This is a genomic window from Streptomyces sp. NPDC031466 (assembly GCF_055581265.1).
This window is the reverse complement of the sequence record NZ_JBVIJT010000002.1, coordinates 496,665-517,413: the sequence shown is the minus strand read 5'-3', so window position 1 is coordinate 517,413 and position 20,749 is coordinate 496,665. Positions and strand designations below refer to the sequence as shown.

General features: G+C 70.9%; 13 protein-coding genes. 2 read left to right on the top strand and 11 right to left on the bottom strand.

What is annotated here, in order from left to right; translation table 11 throughout:
* The first annotated feature begins 13 nt into the window (after positions 1–13).
* Complete coding sequence (locus ACZ5GP_RS05165) at positions 14–1,768, top strand: glycoside hydrolase family 35 protein (protein WP_468749461.1); 1,755 nt, start codon at positions 14–16, stop codon at positions 1,766–1,768.
* Between the two features lie 25 nt (positions 1,769–1,793).
* On the opposite strand, the gene ACZ5GP_RS05160 is transcribed toward ACZ5GP_RS05165, so the two are convergent.
* Positions 1,794–4,898 (bottom strand): endo-alpha-N-acetylgalactosaminidase family protein, encoded by a 3,105-nt coding sequence (locus ACZ5GP_RS05160; protein ID WP_468749460.1) that lies wholly within the window; start codon positions 4,896–4,898, stop codon positions 1,794–1,796.
* Between the two features lie 150 nt (positions 4,899–5,048).
* Positions 5,049–5,846 carry a S1 family peptidase gene (locus tag ACZ5GP_RS05155; RefSeq protein WP_468749459.1) on the bottom strand — a complete coding sequence of 266 codons (798 nt, stop codon included), beginning with the start codon at positions 5,844–5,846 and terminating at the stop codon, positions 5,049–5,051.
* Positions 5,847–6,094: 248 nt separating this feature from the next.
* On the opposite strand from ACZ5GP_RS05155, the gene ACZ5GP_RS05150 reads away from it, so the two are divergent.
* The gene (locus ACZ5GP_RS05150; RefSeq protein WP_468749458.1) at positions 6,095–6,988 is read left to right on the top strand and encodes a hypothetical protein; all 894 of its coding nucleotides are present in this window, start codon (positions 6,095–6,097) and stop codon (positions 6,986–6,988) included.
* A 9-nt stretch (positions 6,989–6,997) separates the two neighbouring features.
* On the opposite strand, the gene ACZ5GP_RS05145 is transcribed toward ACZ5GP_RS05150, so the two are convergent.
* The 9 genes from ACZ5GP_RS05145 to ACZ5GP_RS05105 all read right to left on the bottom strand — a co-directional run bounded on the left by ACZ5GP_RS05145 (position 6,998) and on the right by ACZ5GP_RS05105 (position 20,650).
* Entirely contained in the window at positions 6,998–7,861 is an 864-nt protein-coding gene (locus tag ACZ5GP_RS05145) for a pentapeptide repeat-containing protein (RefSeq protein WP_468749457.1), read from the bottom strand.
* A gap of 119 nt (positions 7,862–7,980) precedes the next feature.
* Positions 7,981–9,579, bottom strand: coding sequence for a DEAD/DEAH box helicase (locus ACZ5GP_RS05140; RefSeq protein ID WP_468749456.1), 1,599 nt, complete (start codon positions 9,577–9,579; stop codon positions 7,981–7,983).
* Between the two features lie 146 nt (positions 9,580–9,725).
* Positions 9,726–9,929: a cold-shock protein gene (locus ACZ5GP_RS05135; RefSeq protein ID WP_055556530.1), complete on the bottom strand. Its 204-nt coding sequence runs from the start codon at positions 9,927–9,929 to the stop codon at positions 9,726–9,728.
* A gap of 200 nt (positions 9,930–10,129) precedes the next feature.
* A complete protein-coding gene (locus tag ACZ5GP_RS05130; protein WP_468749455.1) occupies positions 10,130–10,966 on the bottom strand; it encodes a carbohydrate ABC transporter permease in 837 nt (278 codons plus the stop codon).
* On the bottom strand, positions 10,963–11,973 hold the full coding sequence (locus tag ACZ5GP_RS05125; RefSeq protein ID WP_468749454.1) for a carbohydrate ABC transporter permease: 1,011 nt from the start codon (positions 11,971–11,973) through the stop codon (positions 10,963–10,965). The genes ACZ5GP_RS05130 and ACZ5GP_RS05125 overlap by 4 nt, the downstream gene beginning before the upstream one ends.
* Before the next feature lie 54 nt (positions 11,974–12,027).
* Positions 12,028–13,329: a sugar ABC transporter substrate-binding protein gene (locus ACZ5GP_RS05120; RefSeq protein WP_468749453.1), complete on the bottom strand. Its 1,302-nt coding sequence runs from the start codon at positions 13,327–13,329 to the stop codon at positions 12,028–12,030.
* 255 nt (positions 13,330–13,584) lie between these two features.
* Positions 13,585–15,045 (bottom strand): glutamate synthase subunit beta, encoded by a 1,461-nt coding sequence (locus ACZ5GP_RS05115; protein ID WP_468749452.1) that lies wholly within the window; start codon positions 15,043–15,045, stop codon positions 13,585–13,587.
* Positions 15,038–19,612 carry a glutamate synthase large subunit gene (gene gltB, locus ACZ5GP_RS05110; protein WP_468749451.1) on the bottom strand — a complete coding sequence of 1,525 codons (4,575 nt, stop codon included), beginning with the start codon at positions 19,610–19,612 and terminating at the stop codon, positions 15,038–15,040. The genes ACZ5GP_RS05115 and gltB overlap by 8 nt, the downstream gene beginning before the upstream one ends.
* Before the next feature lie 306 nt (positions 19,613–19,918).
* Positions 19,919–20,650: a VIT1/CCC1 transporter family protein gene (locus tag ACZ5GP_RS05105; protein ID WP_468749450.1), complete on the bottom strand. Its 732-nt coding sequence runs from the start codon at positions 20,648–20,650 to the stop codon at positions 19,919–19,921.
* Positions 20,651–20,749: the final 99 nt, after the last annotated feature.

Genomic DNA, 20,749 nt, shown 5'->3' with positions numbered 1-20,749 from the left:
GGCGGAGGACACGGTGGACGGGTTCGGGGTCGGCGAGGACTGTTTCGAGGTGGACGGGCGGCCGGTGCGGCTGCTGTCGGGCGCGCTGCACTACTTCCGGGTGCACGAGGAGCAGTGGGGGCACCGCCTCGCGATGCTGCGGGCGATGGGGCTCAACTGCGTGGAGACGTACGTCCCGTGGAATCTGCACGAGCCGCGTCCCGGCGCGTTCCGCGACGTCGAGGCGGTCGGCCGCTTCCTGGACGCGGTGCGGGAGGCGGGCCTGTGGGCGATCGTGCGGCCGGGCCCGTACATCTGCGCGGAGTGGGAGAACGGCGGTCTGCCGCACTGGCTGACGGGTCCGCTCGGGGCCCGCGTGCGGACCCGGGACGAGGCGTACCTGGGGCCGGTGGAGCGGTGGTTCCACCGGCTTCTCGCGCAGGTCGTGCCGCGCCAGTACGGGGGTCCCGGCGGCGGCCCGGTGATCATGGTGCAGGTCGAGAACGAGTACGGCAGCTACGGCTCCGACCAGGTGTATCTGCGCCGCCTCGCCGCTGTGCTGCGCTCGGCGGGCGTCACGGTCCCGCTGTTCACCTCGGACGGTCCCGAGGACCACATGCTGACCGGCGGCTCGCTCCCCGGGGTGCAGGCGACGGTGAACTTCGGCTCCCGGGGGCGCTCCGGCTTCGCGAGGCTGCGCGCGCACCGCCCGACGGGCCCGCTGATGTGCATGGAGTTCTGGTGCGGCTGGTTCGACCACTGGGGCGCGGACCCTGTCGTACGGGAGGTGGACGACGCCGTGGCGGCGCTGCGGGAGATCCTGGAGTGCGGGGCGTCGGTGAACCTGTACATGGCGCACGGGGGCACGAGTTTCGCGGGCTGGGCGGGGGCCAACCGGGGTGGCGGCGCGCTGCACGACGGGCCGCTGGAGCCGGACGTCACGTCGTACGACTATGACGCGCCGATCGACGAGCGGGGCCGGCCCACGGAGAAGTTCCGGCGGTTCCGGGAGGTCCTCGCGCGCTACGCGGTCGAGCCCCCGCCCGAGCCGCCGCCGCCCCCGCCGGTCCTCGGCTCCCCCGCCGCCGCGACGCTGACGGACTGGTCGTCGCTGGACACGGTCCTGGACCACCTCGGCACCCCGGAGACGGACCATGCCGTACCGCCCACCTTCGAAGAGCTGGACGTGGACCGGGGCCTGGTGCGCTACGCCGTGACGGTGCCGGGGCCGCGCGAGCCGTATCCGCTGGGCGTGCGGGGTCTGCGCGATCTCGCGGTGGTGTACGTGGACGGGGAGCGCGCCGGTGTGCTGAGCGAGGAGGAGCCCGTCCTCGCCCGCCCCGTGGCCGGGCACGCGCGCGTGGAGCTGTGGGTGGAGTCGCTCGGCCGGGTCAACTACGGGCCGCGCCTGGGCGAGAGCAAGGGGATCACGGGCGGCATCCTGCACGAGCGGCAGTATCTGCACGGGGTGCGGGCGCGGGGCCTGCGGCTCGACGCGTTCGACGTGGTGTCGGCGGTAGGGGCGGTTCCCGCGTCGGGCGCCGGGGAGGGCCGCCCCGGCCTGTACCGGGGCACGGTCGCCGTCACCGCCCCCGGCGACGCGTCCCTGGAACTCCCGGGCTGGACGCGGGGGTTCGCGTGGATCAACGGCTTCAACCTGGGCCGCTACTGGTCGATCGGCCCGCAGCGGTCGCTGTACGTGCCGGGCCCCGTGCTGCGCGAGGGCGCCAACGAGGTGTGGGTGCTGGAGCTGGAGGGGGCGGGCGGGGCGGAGATCACCTTGTCCTGAGCCGGCCGCCCCTACCCCCTCAGACCTACGCCCCCGCCCCCGCTCCGACCTCGGTCACCTCGAAGGCGTCCAGGACGAACTCCGCCGTGCCGTCGTCGCCGGTCTTGCGCAGGCCGACCCAGGCCTCGCCCTCGGCGGGGGCGGTGAACTCGTAGGTGAGGGTGGTGGGCGCGGTGGCGACGGGGAGGTCCTCGCGGTCGGTCTCGCGGGGTGCCGGTGCGTCGACCGCGGTGATCCAGGCGTACTGGCCCGCCTTCTCATTCTCGTAGCGGAAGGTGACGCGGTAGCGCCTGCCGGGGGCGAAGCGGACGGTGTGGGGCACGGTGCGGTAGACGAGGCCGGTGTTCTCGCCGCGCGACTTCAGGGATTCGGCGCCGTCGATGACGTCGTCGATCGCCTTGCCGTTCCAGCCGCGCTGCGTGTAGGGGGCGTGGCGCTGGGCGATGTGGGTGCGCGGGTCGGTGACGCCGCCCGCGTCGCCCTTCACGAACGGCCCCCAGCCCTGCGGGACGTGTTCGAAGTCCTCGTGCACGAGGGTGGCGCGGGGCCGCTCGGCGGGGCGGCGGGCCTCGACGACGCGTACGTTGTCGAAGCGCACCCGGGCCCGGCCCGCCTCGGCCCGCAGGGTCAGCTCGGCGGTGCCGCCGCCCTCGGGGACGGTGAAGAAGGTGGACATGCGCTGGAAGCGGGTGCCGTGCTTGCGGTCGGCGGCGACGAAGTTGCCCGCGGTGGAGGTCTCGGTGAAGTTGGCGGCGACGACGCCGTCGGCGGTGCGGACCTCCAGGGAGGCCTTGCGCCGCTCCCCCGGTCGTTCACCGACCTCGACCTGCACGGAGGCCGCGTAGGTCCCGGCCCGCAGCCGGGCCAGGCGCTGGGTGACACGGGCCTCGGCGCCCGCGCCGATGACCAGTTCGTGGTCGCCGAGGGCGCTGCGCCGCACGGTGGCGGGCCCGGTGACCCGCCGGCCCGTGAGGGAGCCGGAGTGGAAGCCCGGGTCGTGCAGGGGGGTGCCCTGGCCCCACTTCGGGTCCGGCGGGGCCGCCGCCCGTTCGGGGTAGAGGACGTAGGGCTGCTTCGGCTCGGCCCGGAGGGTGACTTCTCCGTCCGTCACGGGGACGTACGACTCGAAGACGCGGCCCTGGTCGGTGAGCCGGTACAGGGCGACGCGGGAGCGGCTCGCCCACGCGCGCGGGAGGTGCCATGTGCCGGTCCCGCCGTCCGGGTTGTAGTGGTACAGCTTGGCGGGGTCCGTGGCCTCGCGGGGCTCCCAGGGCAGCAGGTAGCGGCCGTCGTCGTAGACGAGGTGCCCGTCGGTGGTGATGCGGCGTCTGCCCTCGTCGGCGTCGGAGACGGTCGTCCGCGTGGGGCCGAAGAAGGTGATCTCGTGGTCGTCCCAGGTCTTGATGGGGTACGCCTGGAGGTACTTGGCGGGCAGCGAGTGGGTCCAGATCAGGTCGTGGAAGGCGTGCCAGTCGGTCTTGCCGACCCAGCCCTCGAAGTTGCCCATGCGGGCGATGCCGAGGAGGGTGGGCCACTTGTCGGCGAAGACGTCCTTCTGGTGGTTGCGCACGAAGCGGATGAGGCGGGAGTTGATGCCGCGTGAGGTGTCGCCGCCGTAGTCGGTCTCGGTGGCCCAGTGCGACCAGACGGCGGAGCGTTCGAGGCCGTGGCCCCACTCGGTGGTGAGCGTCCAGCCCTGTGCGCGCAGCGCCCGCTGGAGGCGGTCGGAGGTCCAGCCGGACTCGCGGAACACGTCGATGTACAGGGTGTTCAGGCCCTCATGGGTCTGGGCGCGCAGGTCGGCGAAGCGCTTGATGATGTCCCCGGAGACCAGGTCGCGGCGCTGGTCGATGCGGTAGCTCTGGTCGAGCCAGTCCCACTGCTCGTCGTTCTTGTCGACCAGCTTCTCGGAGAAGGCGTGGGCCACGGGGTAGGACTCGGTGGCGTTGACGTGCACACCGAAGTCGCTGTTCCACTTCCTGCCCTCGCGGACCAGGGTGTTGAGGTCGTCCAGGCCGCCGGCGCGGGTGTTGTAGTGGCCGGCGTAGTCGGGGTGGGCGGAGTCGTGGCCCTCGGACTGGTAGCCCTTGAGGAGCGTGTACTGGCGCAGCCCGTCGGTGGCGAGGTGGATCCGCTTGACGTCGTCGAGGGTGGCCAGGAACGGGTTGGTGGCCTGGGAGGCGAAGTTGAACGGGATGTGCGGGACGACCCGCAGGTGCTGCTCGTCGGCGCCGAGCGGCGTCACCATGATGTCGCGGAAGGCGATCGCGGCGTCCTGCCAGTCGACCACCCCGTCGCCGTTGCGGTCACCGGTGATCACGACGGTGGCGTACGGCAGGGGTTCGGTGGCGTCCAGCGGCGCGGTGGCGGCGCGGTGGGTCCACTGCCCCGGCGTCAGCCGGGCCTCCACGCGGCCGTCGACGTGTGCCGTCTCGTGCCACAGGCGGCCGTTCTCCCAGGTGGTGCCCGCCGCCGAGGTCGGCCTGTCGTAGCAGGTGTTGGTCTCGACGGCCCCGCCGAGCCGGTCGTGCGCGACGACGGCGTACGCGCATCCACTGGGCGCTCGGGCGGGCGTGTCCCGGGCCGGCCGGACCAGGGTGTCGCCGCTCCCGGCCCGGTCGAGCCGCACCTGGGCGGCGAGGAGGGCGGCGCCGGGCTGGTCGTCGCGTACGGACAGCAGGGCGAGGCCGGGGATCCGCAAGGTGCCCACCCGCAGGGCGTCGGTGTCCGCGATCCGCGTGACGCGCCAGTGGACCCGGTGTCCCTCGACGGCGATCTCCACGTCGATCCGGGTGCCGCCGGCGAAGGCGAGCGTGTAGGAGACGCGGGATCGGCCCACCGACGCGGTGACCCGCGGGGTGTGCTCGCTCTCGTCGATGAGGACGGCGGTGACGGCGTCGGCGCGGCCGTGCAGGACGGCGCCGCTCGCGCGGTCGGTGTAGGAGACGACACGGGGGAAGTCGCGGGCGACGCGCACGTCCAGGTGGCGTGAGCGCAGGACCGCTTCGGCGGCGGGCGGCCCGGCGGCGAAGGCGCCGGCACCCGGGGCGAATGCGGCTCCCACCCCGGCGATCGCCCCGGTGGCGACGACGGCTCGGCGGCTCGGGCCTGACGTGTCCGACGGCGGCATGCGGCACCCCTGTCATGGGTCGGAATCGGTGCCGATCACGATGCGCCGGGCGGGGCGGACACGCCCATGGACTAAGGAGGGACAGGACTTGGACTTACGTACGTGCGGGGCGCCCGCGGTGGACGCCCCGCATGTCGGTGCGGCGGAAGGTCACAGACCGGCGGCCGCGCTCTCTATGTTCGCGGCGAAGGTGGAGACCTCGGTGTAGACACCGGGGAAGTTCGGCCGCGCGCAGCCGTTGCCCCAGCTGACGATACCGACCTGGACGTAGGCGCCGGCCTCGTCCTTGCGGAACATGGGGCCGCCCGAGTCGCCCTGGCAGGTGTCGACGCCGCCCTGGGCGAGGTAGCCGGCGCAGATCTCCTCGCCGGGGGTGAGTTCGGCGCCGTACGCGGCCTTGCAGTCGGCGTCGCTGACGAAGGGGACGGTCGCCTTGAGGAGGTAGCGCTGCTGGGCGCCGCCTTCCCGGGCGGCGCCCCAGCCCGCGACGGTGAAGTTGCCGTTGTTGTACCTGGTGTCCTTGGCGATCTTCAGCGTGGGCAGGTCGATCGGCTTGGCCAGCTTGATGAGCGCCCAGTCCTTGCCCTTGCCGTTGTAGCCGGGGGCCTGGAGGACCTTGGTGGACTTGACCTTGATCGCGGAGGTGCTGCGCAGGTCGACGACGCCCGCGGTGGCGGTGATGCTGGTGTTGGCGCCGGAGCCGTCCACGCAGTGGGCGGCGGTCAGCACGATGTCCTTGGCGTACAGAGCGCCGCCACAGCCCATCGACAGCCGGACCATGAACGGGAACTCGCCCTGCTTGGCGGTGGTGCCGCCGACGACACTCTCGCTCGGCCGGGGGCCCGGCTCGGGAGCGGCGGAGGCGGCCACGGGCTGCAGGCTGAGGGCGGCGAGCGCGATTCCACCGAGGGTGGCGGCTCTCTTGACTCCACGCGGCTTGGTCTTCAACGGACTTCCCTTCGTGGGGTTTCGTGGGGGGCGGTGCACGCCATGGGCTCCCATCGACCACACGGATGGCATGAGCCCGCCAAAAGCGTTGTCCCGGATTATGGAGATCGGCGTCCGCTGAGTACAAGGGGCTGTTTCCGGCCACGAGGCGCCGCGCGAAGCCCCCGCCCGCCCTGGGCGGCAGGCCCCAACAGCCGTACAGTGAGGGCGAGTCGGGTGACCGGCGGGTGGCGTCAGGGGGTGCGGGCGTGACGGTCGGCGGCGGTCCTGTCGTACACGGCTACCCCCATCTGGAGACCGTGCGCGCCGCCGTCACCGCGCTCCACAAACGCCTGTCGTACGACACCGTCCACGCCTTCGACACCAGCGTCGCCCCCGCCGACGTGGCCCTCGGCGACCAGGACGACCTGTATCCGGGTGTCCAGCGGGTGGCCCGCGAGATGGTGCGGCACTTCCGTCTGCCCGACGCCCGGATGATCGTCGGCTTCCGCGAGATGACCCACGCGGCGAACGTCGAACTCACCGCCGGCCCCGAGTACTTCCTCGAACTCAACGACCGCTTCCGCACCCACCGGCGGGACATCGGCGCGGCACTCGCCCACGAGGTCACGCACGTGTACCTGCACCGCCTCGACCTGTCCTTCCCCGGCACGCGCGACAACGAGATCCTCACCGACACCGCCGCCACCTACCTGGGCGCGGGCTGGCTGCTCCTGGACGCCTACCGCGAGGACGGCGCCTCCTCCCAGAAGCTCGGCTACCTCACCCCCGAGGAGTTCGGCTACGTCCTCGCCAAGCGGGCGCTGGCGTTCGGCGAGGCACCGGAGACGTGGTTCACCAGCGCGCAGGCGTACACGGCGTACACCAAGGGCCTCGCCCAGGCCCGCCGCGACGAGCGGCAGCCACCGCTGGCGGCTGCGGGCTGGGCGGACAGGCGGCGGTACGCGAAGGACCGGCGGTACGCGCGTGAGCACGACGCGCGGGCGCCCGGGGCGGCGTACGCGTTCACGCCCGACGGGCCCGGCACGCTACGGGTGTCCTTCCCCTGCCCCACGTGCTTCCAGCGGATCCGCGTCCCGGCGCGGGGCCGGGTCCGGGCCCGGTGCGCCCTGTGCCGCACCGTCCTGGAGTGCGACGCCTGAGGCGCGCGGCTAGGACGCGTCCGACCAGTGGCCGGGGCGGGCCAGGGCGCCGGGGAGCTTGGTGCGCTCGTCGCCCTTGGCCGCGTTCACCTGCGACTGCGTGAGGAACAGGGCGCCGGTCAGGTCGGCGCCCCGCAGGTCCGCGTCGCGCAGGTCGGCGCCGATCAGGTCGGCGGTGCGCAGGTCCGCGTCGCGCAGCTCGGCGGCGATCAGGCAGGCGCCGCGCAGGGTGGCGCCCCTGAGGTCGGCGCCCTTGAGCCGGGCGCCGAAGAGGTCCGCCCCTCGCCGGTTCTTCTTCTTGCCGCCGACGCCCTTGCGTACGAGTTCACTGGTGCGCAGGAGCAGGACGTTGACGTCCTCGCGGTGGGCGGCGACATCGGTGGCGGCGACGGCTTCGGCGGAGCCCCGGGTGAGTTCCTCGGTCCTGGCGAGGGCCTTCTCCAGGTCGGAGCGGATCGGCTCGGCCTGCGGCAGCGTGCGCGCCTCGGTCAAGTACCAGAGCAGTTCGTGGAGTTGCCGCATGACCGGGAACACCTCGAACATCTGCCGGGCGGTGGCGGGCTCCGCGCGCCAGTCGCGGCCGCCGAAGGTGCCCTGCGAGACGTGCTGCCCGGCGCCGAAGCAGTCGTACACCGTGCAGCCCCGGAAGCCCTTGTCGCGCAGCTCGCGGTGGATGCCGCAGCGGAAGTCCGCCCGGAGGTTGGCGCAGGGCTTGCCCGCGTCCTTGTCGACGGCGAAGTCGGAGGACGCGGAGAAGGCGAGGGCTACACAGCAGAGCCCGAAGCAGTCGCCGCACTCGGCGCGCAGCCCGGCGCGGCCATCCTGTTCGTCCCCGAGCAGGTTCAGCGCGAGCGGATCACGCTCCGACTTCATCGAACGTCTCCTTGTCGGACTTCGCACGGTGGCTTGTCGATGCGGGGCAAACGGGTGGGTGGGTGGAAGAAACCCGCCGCGGAGCGGCGGGAAACCCCCCACGGCGGGAAGCCGAAAGACTACGCGGCGCTACGACGCCCCCCTTGGGCCCCGCCCCCGGCCCGCCGGGGCGCCCGACGCCGCCCCTGCCCGGAAGCCGCAGCCGCACCCGCACCCGCACCGCCACCCCCGCCGCCTCCGCTGCGAGGCCGCCGACGCCGCTGCGAAGCCCCGGCCGCCGGCTGCTGCGGAGCGGGCGTCTCGATGACGACCGGCACCCCGGAAGGCTCCCGCGCCCCGGTGATCCGCACCAGTTCCTCGTCCGAGGAGCTGATCCGCGCCGTCCGCGGGCTGATCTCCGCGTCGGACATCAGCCGCGTCATGTCCCGCTTCTCCTCGGGCAGCACGAGCGTGACGACACTGCCGGACTCCCCGGCCCGCGCGGTGCGCCCACCCCGGTGCAGGTAGTCCTTGTGATCGGCGGGCGGGTCGATGTTGACGACGAGGTCGAGGTCGTCGACGTGGATGCCGCGCGCCGCGACGTTCGTGGCGACCAGCGCGGTGACCTGCCCGGTCTTGAACTGGTCGAGCGTGCGGTTGCGCTGCGGCTGGGAGCGGCCGCCGTGCAGGCCGGAGGCGCGTACGCCGTTGGCGAGGAGCCGCTTGGTGAAGCGGTCCACGGCGCGCTTGGTGTCCAGGAACATGATCACGCGGCCCTCGCGGGCGGCGATCCGCATGGCGACGGCCTTCTTGTCCGTCTCGTCGGCGACGTAGAGCACATGGTGCTCCATCGTCGTGACGGCGCCCGCGGAGGGGTCGACGGAGTGCACGACGGGGTCGCTCAGGAACATCCGGACGAGCCGGTCGATGTTCTTGTCCAGCGTCGCCGAGAACAGCATGGTCTGGCCGCCCCGCTCGACCTGCTTGAGCAGCGCGGTGACCTGCGGCATGAAGCCCATGTCGGCCATCTGGTCGGCCTCGTCGAGGACGGTCGTGCGCACCCGCGACAGGTCGCAGTCGCCGCGCTCGATGAGGTCCTTGAGGCGGCCGGGGGTCGCGACGAGCACCTCGGCGCCGCGGCGGAGCGTGCCCGACTGCTTGGTGATCGACATGCCGCCGACGACGGTGGCCATGCGGAGGTTCACCGAGGTGGCGTACGGCGTGAGGGCGTCCGTCACCTGCTGGGCCAGCTCGCGCGTGGGCACCAGGACCATGGCGAGCGGCGACTTCGACTCGGCGCGGTGCCCGGCGGTGCGGGCCAGCAGGGCGAGGCCGAAGGCGAGGGTCTTGCCGGAGCCGGTGCGCCCGCGGCCGAGGATGTCACGGCCGGCGAGGGAGTTGGGCAGGGTGGCCGCCTGGATCGGGAAGGGGGCGGTGACGCCCTGGGCGGCCAGCGTCTTCAGGAGGGCCTCGGGCATGTCCAGGTCGCCGAAGGCCTCGACGGCGGGCAGGGCCGGGGTGATGCTCTCCGGCAGTGCGAACTCTCCGCCCTGGGCCGGCTTCGGCTTACGGCTCGCGGGCTTCTTCGCCGAGTGCACGGAGCCCTTCGCCTGGCCCCTGGCCGAGCCGCCGGCCTGGCCCCTCGCGGAGCCGCCGGCCTGGCCGTTCGGCCTGCCCTTCCCCGCGGGGTTCGCGGAACGCTTGCGGGCGGGGCGTGCGGGGCGGTCGGAGTTGTTCATGCAGTGATGCCTTCCTGGTCGCTGGACTTTTCCGGACCTCTGAGCCTTCGGTGCGGCTCTGGGCCCGTAGGGCCCGATGACAGCGCAAGCCGAGGCCCGCACCTTCCGGTGCGGGCCTCGGCTCTGAGGTTCGCGCGCTGCGACGATCAGGCAGGAACGATGTTCTCGGCCTGGAGGCCCTTCTGGCCCTGGGTGACCTCGAAGGAGACCTTCTGGCCCTCCACGAGCTCACGGAAGCCGGAGGACGCGATGTTCGAGTAGTGGGCGAAGACGTCGGGGCCGCCGCCGTCCTGCTCGATGAAGCCGAAGCCCTTTTCCGAGTTGAACCACTTAACGGTGCCGGTTGCCATGTCAATCTCCTCAACAGGGGCAGAGTATGGAGAATCACGGAATTGCGATCTCCAGCGCTGCAATGACCCCATACCGGAGAGAACCGGTAAAACAATTACGCGCCCTCGGAGCATTCCCGTCAGGCGTACATAAAGTCATGGGTACCAAAACTGCAACACATAACTTTAACACGCCCGGCGGAGCGGTTGTTCCCGGGGCCTCAGCCCTTGACCGCGCCCGCCGCCAGGCCCGAGCCCAGCCTCCGGTGCACGACCACGAAGAAGATCATCACCGGCACCGTGACCAGCGTGGAGCTGGCCATGACCGGACCCCAGGACGTCGAGTTCTCCCCGAAGAACTGGTAGATGCCGACGGCCGCCGTGTACTTGTCGCTGCCCTTCATGAAGGTGTACGCGAAGACGAACTCGTTCCACGCCGTGATGAAGGCGAAGATCGAGGTGGCGACGAGGCCCGGCGCGACCAGCGGCAGCAGCACCGACCAGAACATCCGCGGCCAGGACGCCCCGTCGATGTACGCGGCCTCCTCGACCTCCTTGGGCACGGTGGCGACGAAGCCGCGCAGCGTCCAGATCGCGAAGGGCAGCGAGAGGGCGATGTAGACGATGCTCAGCCCGAGCAGGGAGTTGAGCATGTCGTAGTCCCGCATCTGGATGAACAGCGGGATGACGAGGGCCTCCAGCGGCACCATCTGCACGATCAGGATCATGATCAGCACGGAGGTGCGGAAGCGGAACGTGAAGCGCGCCACCGCGATGGCCGCGAAGAGCGAGAGCACTCCGGCGGCGAGGATCGTGGCGAGCCCGACGAGCGCCGAGTTCAGCAGGTACGTACCGAAGTTGCCCTTGTCGAAGACGAACGCGAAGTGTTCGAGGCTGATGCCGCTCGGCAGGACGTCCGAGCCGCGGGTGAGCGCCTTCGGGTCGAGCGCCGTGGAGATCATCCAGTAGACGGGGAAGAGCGTGAAGACGAGGAGCGCGACGACCGCGGCCGGCAGGCCGACGCGGCTCGCGAGGGTGGTGCGGTGGCGGGCCGTCACAGGTCCTCCTCCCCCTGCCGGAACAGCGTACGGATGTAGACGACGGTGATGATCAGGAGCAGTACGGTCAGCAGCACCGCGGCCGCGGCGCCCGCGCCGTAGTCGTTCTTGGCGAAGGCCTCGATGTAGGAGTAGACCCCAAGGTTGTAGACGTCCGGGTTGGAGCCGTCGCCGCCCGGCATCAGGTAGACCTGGGTGAAGACCTTGAAGTCCCAGATGGTGGACAGGATGGTCACCACAAGGAAGACCGGCCTGATGGTCGGCACCGTGATGTTCCAGAACCGCTGCCAGGCGTTCGCGCCGTCCAGCTCCCCCGCCTCGTACAGCTCCTTGGGGATCGTCATGAGCCCCGCGAGGACGGTGATGGCGACGAACGGGAAGCCGTGGTGGATGACGTTGAGGGTGGCGATGGCGTAGAACGGGCCGCGCTCGGTGAACCAGTTGGTGGTCTCCGGGTCGATGAGGCCGGCCGCGCCCGCGAGCTGGCTGACCATGCCGTCCTGCGGCTGGAAGAGCCAGATCCACACGTACGTTCCCGTCACCGCGGGCATGGCCCAGGCGGCGAGGATCGCGATCGAGCAGATCAGCCGCCAGGTCGGCCCGAGGCGGTTGAGGAGCAGCGCCACGAGCGTGCCGAGGGCGACGGTCAGGCCGACGCAGGCGACGGCGAAGAAGACGGTGTTGGGCAGGACGGTCTGCCACAGCAGGTCACTGCCGAGCAGGTCGCGGTAGTGGTCGAAGCCGGTGAACGTGCCCGTTCCGCCGCCGAACTTGACCTCGTAGTCCTGGAGGGAGAGCTTGCCGACCTGGATCAGCGGCCACAGCAGCAGGCCGGCGAGGACCACGAGGGCGGGGGTGAGCAGGAGCCACGGGCGGGTGAGGGTGGTCAGTCGCTTGCGGCGGCGGGCGGCCTCGGCGTCACCGGCGGGCCGCGGGGGGTCGCGGCGGACCGGTGCCTTCGATCCGCCGCCGACGAGCGTGTCCTTCACGACAGTCGCGTCCTTCACAGTCGCGCCTCGTCCTTCACAGTCGTGCCTTTCACGGTGCCGGCGCCGCCCTCGTCACTTGTCCTTGGCGAAGATCGCGTCCATGTCCTTGGCCGCCTTGTCCGCGGCTTCCTGGACGGACGCCTTGCCGGTGAGGATCGACTGGACCATGCCGGGGATGACCTTCGAGGCCTGGATCTCGCCGTAGGCCGTGGTCTTGGGGACCGTGGCGCCGGCCTCCAGCATCTGCCGGGCGAACGGCTCGACCAGCGGGTCCTTCTTGGCGGCGATCTTCTTCAGCTCGGAGTTCTGGCCGGGGAAGTAGTTCGTCTGCTCGGCCCACTTGGCGGCGAACTCACCGGTGGTCAGCATCTTGACGAACTCCCAGGCCAGCTCCTTCTTGTCCGTGTTGAACGTGGACAGGTAGGAGCCGCCGAGGAAGGACTTGCTCATGCCGCCGTCTCGTCCGGGGATCGGCACGGCGCCGAGCTTGCCCTTGAGCGACGGGTTCTTGTCGATGATCGCCTTGGGGGTCCAGTTGCCGCCGATGGACATGCCGACCTGGCTCTTGTTCCAGGCCTCGCCGACCTCCTTCTCCGTCCAGGTGTTGACCTTGGCCGGGGAGACCTTGTCCTTGGTGGCGAGGCCGGTGTAGAACTCGATGCCCTTGACGGCCTCGGGCGAGTTGATGCCGGACTTCCACGAACCATCGGACCCGGTGGCCAGTTCGCCGCCCGCGCCCCACACGAAGGGGGTGGCGAACATCTCCGCGCCGCCGGCCACCGGGAAGGCGACCAGGTTCGGCTCCTTCTCCTTGAGCGTCCTCGCGGCCGTGCGCAGCTCGTCCCACGTGGTCGGGGGCTTGATGTGGTGCTTCGCGAAGAGGTCCTTGCGGTAGACGATCGAGCGGACGCCCGCGTACCAGGGCATGCCGTACTGCTTGCCGTCGAGCGTGCCCGCGTCCTTGAGGCCGGCGACGAGGTCGTCGCCGAGGCCGGACTTCTTCACCTCGTCGGTGACGTCGACGAGCGCGTCCGTCTTCGCGAACTGCGGCACCCAGGTCGTGCCGACCTCCGCCACGTCGGGCACCTGGTCCTCGCCGCCCTCGATGGCGGTGGTGAACTTCTTCTGGGCGGTGGCCCACTGCTGGTACTCGACCTTGATCTTGGCGCCGGTCTTCTTCTCGAAGGCCTTGCCCGCCTCGTCGAAGAACGGCCGGGCGTCGGGGTTGGTCCCCTCCATGATCCATACGGTGAGGGTCTTGCCCTTGCCGTCGGTGGCCTTGCCGCCCTCGTCGCCGTCATCGCCGCCGCACGCCGTGGCGGTCAGTCCGAGACTCATGGCGATAGAAACAGCCGCGATGACACGTCGCTTCATGCCGGCCCCCTCCAAGGTTGCGATTGGTGGGAGCGATTGTGGTCATACACCGCGGAGGCGGTCTAGACCCATTGGGATAAGCGGCCGAACCGTAATGACGGTTGCGGGTGACGCAACATGCGCACGTGCCATTGCGCACCATGCAACACAGGCGTCACGCCCAACGCCACGGCGCCCGCCCTGGTCCGGTCGGGGACAAGGCGGGCGCCGCTTCAGTTCCGTACGCCGTTGTACGGGACGTAGGGGGGGACGGAATTACGCCATCAAGGCGCGGTCCGTCGGGCGGATCGGGGCCGGAAGATCACTCGCACCGGTGAGGAAGCGGTCGACCCCGCGGGCCGCCGAACGGCCCTCCGCGATGGCCCAGACGATGAGCGACTGGCCCCGGCCGGCGTCACCGGCGACGAAGACGCCGGGGACGTTGGTCTGGAAGTCGGCGTCGCGCGCCACGTTGCCGCGCTCGTCCAGCTCCAGGGCGAACTGGTCGACCAGGCCGTTCTCGCGGTCGGTGCCGGTGAAGCCCATCGCGAGGGTGACGAGCTGGGCGGGGATCTTGCGCTCGGTGCCCGGCTTCTGGGTCAGCTTGCCGTCGACGAACTCGACCTCCACGAGGTGGAGGAACTGGACGTTGCCGTCCTCGTCGCCCTCGAAGTGCGTGGTCGAGACGGAGTAGACCCGCTCGCCACCCTCCTCGTGCGCGGAGGTGACCTTGTACAGCATGGGGAAGGTCGGCCACGGCTGGTGCGGCGCGCGGTCCTCGCCGGGCCTCGGCATGATCTCCAGCTGGGTGACCGAGGCCGCGCCCTGGCGGTGGGCGGTGCCCACGCAGTCCGCGCCCGTGTCGCCGCCGCCGATGACGACGACGTGCTTGCCCTCGGCGGTGATGGGGGGCGCCACGAAGTCGCCCTCCTGCACCTTGTTGGCGAGCGGCAGGTACTCCATCGCGAAGTGGATGCCGTTCAGGTCGCGGCCCGGGACGGGCAGGTCGCGGGAGATGGTGGCGCCGGCGGCGATGACGACGGCGTCGTAGCGCTTGCGCAGCTTCATCGCGTCGATGTCCCGGCCGACCTCCACGCCGGTGCGGAACTTGGTGCCCTCCGCGCGCATCTGCTCGATGCGGCGGTTGATGTGCCGCTTCTCCATCTTGAACTCGGGGATGCCGTAGCGCAGCAGGCCGCCGATGCGGTCGGCGCGCTCGTAGACGGCGACCGTGTGGCCGGCCCGGGTCAGCTGCTGGGCGGCGGCCAGGCCCGCGGGGCCCGAGCCGATGACCGCGACCGTCTTGCCGGAGAGGCGCTCGGGGGCCTGGGGCGCGACGTCGCCGCGGTCCCACGCCTGGTCGATGATCGAGACCTCGACGTTCTTGATGGTGACGGGCGGCTGGTTGATGCCGAGCACGCACGCCGACTCGCAGGGGGCCGGGCACAGGCGGCCGGTGAACTCCGGAAAGTTGTTCGTGGCGTGCAGGCGCTCCTGCGCGGCCGACCAGTCCTCGCGGTAGGCGTAGTCGTTCCACTCGGGGATGAGGTTGCCGAGCGGACAGCCGTTGTGGCAGAAGGGGATGCCACAGTCCATGCAGCGCGAGGCCTGCTTGGAGATGATCGGCAGGAGCGAACCGGGAACGTAGACCTCGTTCCAGTCGCGGACGCGCTCCTCGACCGGGCGGGTCCTGGCGACCTCACGGCCGTGGTTCAAAAAGCCCTTGGGATCAGCCATTGGTCGCCGCCTCCATCATCTTCTCGGTGATCTCGGTCTCGGAGAGACCGGCTCGCTCGGCGGCGTCCTTGGCGGCGAGCACTGCCTTGTACGTGCTGGGGATGATCTTGCTGAAGCGCTCCACCGCCACGTCCCACTCGGCGAGCAGCTTCCCGGCGACGGTCGAACCCGTCTCCTCCTGGTGGCGGCGCACCACGTCGTGCAGCCACTGCTCGTCGGCGTAGGACAGCTCCTCGACGGCGCCCAGGTTGCCCGCGTTGACGTTGTCCCGGTCCAGGTCGATGACGTACGCGACACCGCCGGACATGCCGGCCGCGAAGTTGCGCCCGGTCTCGCCGAGGATCACGGCGTGGCCGCCGGTCATGTACTCGCAGCCGTGGTCGCCCACGCCCTCGGAGACCACGGTCGCGCCCGAGTTGCGCACGCAGAAGCGCTCGCCGGTGCGGCCCCGCAGGAACAGCTCACCGCCGGTCGCGCCGTACGCGATGGTGTTGCCGGCGATGGTGGAGTACTCGGCGAGGTGGTCGGCGCCCCGGTCCGGGCGGACCACGATGCGCCCGCCGGACAGGCCCTTGCCGACGTAGTCGTTGGCGTCGCCCTCCAGGCGCAGGGTGACACCGCGCGGCACGAACGCGCCGAAGGACTGGCCCGCCGAGCCGGTGAAGGTGATGTCGATGGTGTCGTCGGGCAGACCCGCGCCGCCGAACTTCTTCGTCACCTCGTGGCCGAGCATGGTGCCGACCGTGCGGTTGATGTTGCGGATGGCGACCTGGGCGCGCACGGGTTGCGCGTCGGTGGCGCTGGGGGCGGCGAGCGCGTCGGCGGAGAGCCTGATCAGCTCGTTGTCGAGGGCCTTCTCCAGACCGTGGTCCTGGACCGCGATCTGGTGCCGGACGGCGCCCTCGGGCAGCGACGGCACGTGGAAGAGCGGCTGGAGGTCCAGGCCCTGCGCCTTCCAGTGCTTGACGGCCCGGTCGGTGTCGAGCAGCTCGGCGTGGCCGACGGCCTCCTCGATGGAGCGGAAGCCCAGCTCGGCGAGGAGTTCGCGGACCTCCTCGGCGATGAACTCGAAGAAGTTCACGACGTACTCGGCCTTGCCGGAGAAGCGCTCGCGCAGCGCCGGGTTCTGCGTGGCGATGCCGACGGGGCAGGTGTCCAGGTGGCAGACGCGCATCATGACGCAGCCGGAGACGACGAGCGGGGCGGTCGCGAAACCGAACTCCTCGGCGCCCAGCAGCGCGGCGATGATCACGTCGCGGCCGGTCTTCAGCTGGCCGTCGGTCTGGACGACGATGCGGTCGCGCAGTCCGTTGAGCAGCAGGGTCTGCTGGGTCTCGGCGAGGCCCAGCTCCCAGGGGCCGCCCGCGTGCTTGAGCGAGGTCAGCGGGGAGGCGCCGGTGCCGCCGTCGTGGCCGGAGATGAGGACGACGTCCGCGTGGGCCTTGGAGACGCCCGCGGCGACCGTGCCGACGCCGACCTCGGAGACCAGCTTCACGTGGATGCGGGCCCGCGGGTTGGCGTTCTTCAGGTCGTGGATGAGCTGGGCGAGGTCCTCGATGGAGTAGATGTCGTGGTGCGGCGGCGGCGAGATGAGGCCGACGCCGGGCGTCGAGTGACGCGTCTTGGCGACCCACGGGTAGACCTTGTGGCCGGGCAGCTGGCCGCCCTCGCCGGGCTTGGCGCCCTGGGCCATCTTGATCTGGATGTCGTCGGCGTTGACGAGGTACTCGGAGGTCACGCCGAAGCGGCCGGAGGCGACCTGCTTGATGGCCGAGCGGCGCGCCGGGTCGTACAGGCGGTCCGCGTCCTCGCCGCCCTCACCGGTGTTGGACTTGCCGCCCAGCTGGTTCATGGCGATGGCGAGGGTCTCGTGCGCCTCGCGGGAGATCGAGCCGTACGACATGGCGCCGGTGGAGAACCGCTTGACGATCTCGGAGGCCGGCTCGACCTCGTCGATGGAGATCGAGGGGCGGTCGGACTTGAAGCCGAAGAGGCCGCGCAGCGTCATGAGCCGCTCGGACTGCTCGTTCACGCGGCCCGTGTACTGCTTGAAGATGTCGTAGCGGCGGCTGCGCGTGGAGTGCTGGAGGCGGAAGACCGTCTCGGGGTCGAACAGGTGCGGCTCGCCCTCGCGGCGCCACTGGTACTCGCCGCCGATGTCCAGCGCGCGGTGCGCCGAGGGGACGCCGGAGGTCGGGTAGGCCTTGGCGTGCCGGGCGGCGACCTCCTGGGCGATGACGTCGAGACCGGCGCCGCCGAGCTTCGTCGTCGTCCCGCTGAAGTACCGCTCCACGAAGGCCTGGTCGAGGCCGATGGCCTCGAAGACCTGGGCGCCGCGGTAGGAGGCGACGGTGGAGATGCCCATCTTGGACATGACCTTCAGGACGCCCTTGCCGAGGGCGTGGATGAGGTTGCGGATGGCCTGCTCGGCCCCACCGTCGACGGCGTCCAGGAAGGTGCCGGCGCGGACGAGGTCCTCGACGGACTCCATCGCGAGGTAGGGGTTGACGGCCGCGGCGCCGTAGCCGATGAGGAGGGCCACGTGGTGGACCTCGCGGACGTCGCCCGCCTCGACCAGCAGGCCCACCTGGGTGCGCTGCTTGGTGCGGATGAGGTGGTGATGGACGGCCGAGGTGAGCAGCAGCGAGGGGATCGGCGCGTGCTCGGCGTCGGAGTGCCGGTCGGAGAGCACGATCAGGCGGGCGCCGGCCTCGATGGCGGCGTCGGCCTCGGCGCAGATCTCGTCGATGCGGGCGGCGAGGGCGTCGCCGCCACCGCCCACCCGGTAGAGGCCGGAGAGCGTCGCGGCCGTCATGCCGGGCATGTCGCCGTCGGCGTTGATGTGGATGAGCTTGGCCAGCTCGTCGTTGTCGATCACCGGGAAGGGCAGGGTGACGCTTCGACAGGACGCGGCGGTCGGCTCCAGGAGGTTGCCCTGGGGGCCCAGGCTGCTGTGCAGCGAGGTGACAAGCTCTTCGCGGATGGCGTCCAGCGGCGGGTTGGTGACCTGCGCGAACAGCTGCGTGAAGTAGTCGAAGATGAGGCGCGGGCGCTCGGACAGGGCCGCGATGGGGGTGTCCGTGCCCATGGAGCCGAGCGGCTCGCCGCCGGTCTTGGCCATCGGCGCGAGGATGATCCGCAGCTCTTCCTCGGTGTAGCCGAAGGTCTGCTGGCGGCGCGTGACGGAGGCGTGCGTGTGCACGATGTGCTCGCGCTCGGGCAGGTCGGACAGCTCGATCTCGCCGGTTTCCAGCCACTCCTGGTACGGGTTCTCGGCGGCGAGGGCGGCCTTGATCTCGTCGTCCTCGACGATGCGGTGCTCGGCGGTGTCGACGAGGAACATCCGGCCGGGCTGGAGGCGGCCCTTGCGGACGACCTTGGCCGGGTCGATGTCCAGGACGCCGACCTCGGAGCCGAGGACGACGAGGCCGTCGTCGGTGACCCAGTAGCGGCCGGGGCGCAGGCCGTTGCGGTCGAGGACCGCGCCGACCTGGGTGCCGTCGGTGAAGGTGACGCAGGCCGGGCCGTCCCAGGGCTCCATCATCGTGGAGTGGTACTGGTAGAAGGCGCGCCGGGCCGGGTCCATGGAGGCGTGGTTCTCCCAGGCCTCCGGGATCATCATCAGGACGGAGTGCGGCAGGGAGCGGCCGCCGAGGTGCAGGAGTTCCAGGACCTCGTCGAAGGACGCGGAGTCGGAGGCGTCCGGCGTGCAGATGGGGAAGACGCGGTCCGGCTTCTCCGTACCGAAGAGGTCGGAGGCGAGCTGCGACTCGCGGGCCCGCATCCAGTTGCGGTTGCCCTTGACGGTGTTGATCTCGCCGTTGTGCGCGACGAAGCGGTACGGGTGGGCGAGCGGCCAGCTCGGGAACGTGTTCGTGGAGAAGCGGGAGTGGACGAGCGCGACGGCCGTGGCGAAGCGGCGGTCGGACAGGTCGGGGAAGAACGGCTCCAGCTGGCCGGTGGTGAGCATGCCCTTGTAGACGATGGTGCGGGCGGAGAGCGAGGGGAAGTAGGTCCCGGCCTCGCGCTCGGCGCGCTTGCGCAGCAGGAAGGCCTTGCGGTCCAGTGCCAGGCCGGTGCTCTCGCCGTCGGCGACGAAGATCTGCCGGAAGACCGGCATCGTGGAGCGGGCGGTGGCGCCGAGCAGCTCGGGGGCGACGGGCACGTCGCGCCAGCCGAGGACGGTCAGGCCCTCCTCGGCGGCGATCGTCTCGATCTGCGAGACGGCCGCGTCGGTGGTGCCGGCGGTGTCGACGGGCAGGAACGCGATGCCGACGGCGTAGGCGCCGACCTCGGGCAGTTCGAATCCGGCCACCTCGCGCAGGAACGCGTCGGGCACCTGGAGCAGGATTCCGGCGCCGTCGCCCGAGTCGGGCTCGGAGCCGGTGGCGCCGCGGTGTTCGAGGTTGCGCAGTACCGTCAGCGCCTGTTCGACCAGCTCATGGCTGGCAACACCGGTCAAGGTGGCCACGAAACCGACACCGCAGGCGTCGTGTTCGTTACGGGGGTCGTACATCCCCTGGGGGGCGGGGCGACCGTCCATGGGCGACCAGGCGTGGGTACGCATCGGCACTCCCGTCGTCGTCGAGGCAACTACAAAGGGCAAGGGACGACGTTGGCCCTGGCGAAATTTCGTGCAGGTTACATGATGGAACGCTTCTCGAAAAGCGGATAGTTCATTCCAACATGTGGACACCGCTCGCGAAGGTGGGAGCGGCCGGATGGGGCCTCTACGGTCAGATCCATGGCCGAAGGCCCAGAGCGCCGCCGGCTTCGTTGCCCGCAGCGCTTACGGCTCATGCCCGGTGGCCATCGATTCGAAACCGCCGAGTAACGACTACTTATGCAAGGTCCTGTATAGACCTGCGAGGCCTCATCCTACGGCCGTACCGAACAGACTGCCCAGGGCGTACGTCACACCGGCCGCCGCCCCGCCGAGCGCGAGCTGGCGCAGACCGCTGAACCACCAGGAGCGCGCGGTGACCTTGGCGACCACCGCGCCGCAGGCGAAGAGGCCGATGAGCGCGAGCAGCAGCGCGGGCCACAGCACGGTGGCGCCGAGCAGGTAGGGCAGGACGGGGAGCAGGGCGCCCAGCGCGAACGAGCCGAAGGAGGACACGGCGGCCACGGTCGGCGACGGCAGGTCGCCGGGGTCGATGCCCAGCTCCTCGCGGGCGTGGATCTCCAGGGCCTGCTCGGGGTCCTTGGAGAGCTGCCGGGCGACCTCGCGGGCCAGCCGGGGCTCGACGCCGCGCGACTCGTACAGCTCGGCCAGCTCGCGCTCCTCGTCCTTGGGGTGCTTGCGCAACTCCCGCCGCTCGATGTCCAGTTCGGCCTGGACCAGCTCGCGCTGCGAGGCGACCGAGGTGTACTCCCCCGCCGCCATGGAGAAGGCTCCGGCGGCGAGCCCCGCGAGGCCGGTGATGACGATGGTCTGCTGCGCGACCGAGCCGCCCGCGACACCCGTCATCAGCGCGAGGTTGGACACCAGTCCGTCCATCGCGCCGAAGACGGCCGGACGCAGCCAGCCGCCGTTGACATCACGGTGGGTGTGGTTGTCGCGGTGCGCCTCGTGCAGCGTCGCTTCGGTCTCGATGATCGCCATGGTGTGGACCCCCTCAATGCTTGGACGATGTCGAAAGTACGCCCGAAATAAATCTCTCGCCAGCAAGGAAGGCCGTACTTACCTGCGCAAACGCGGCTC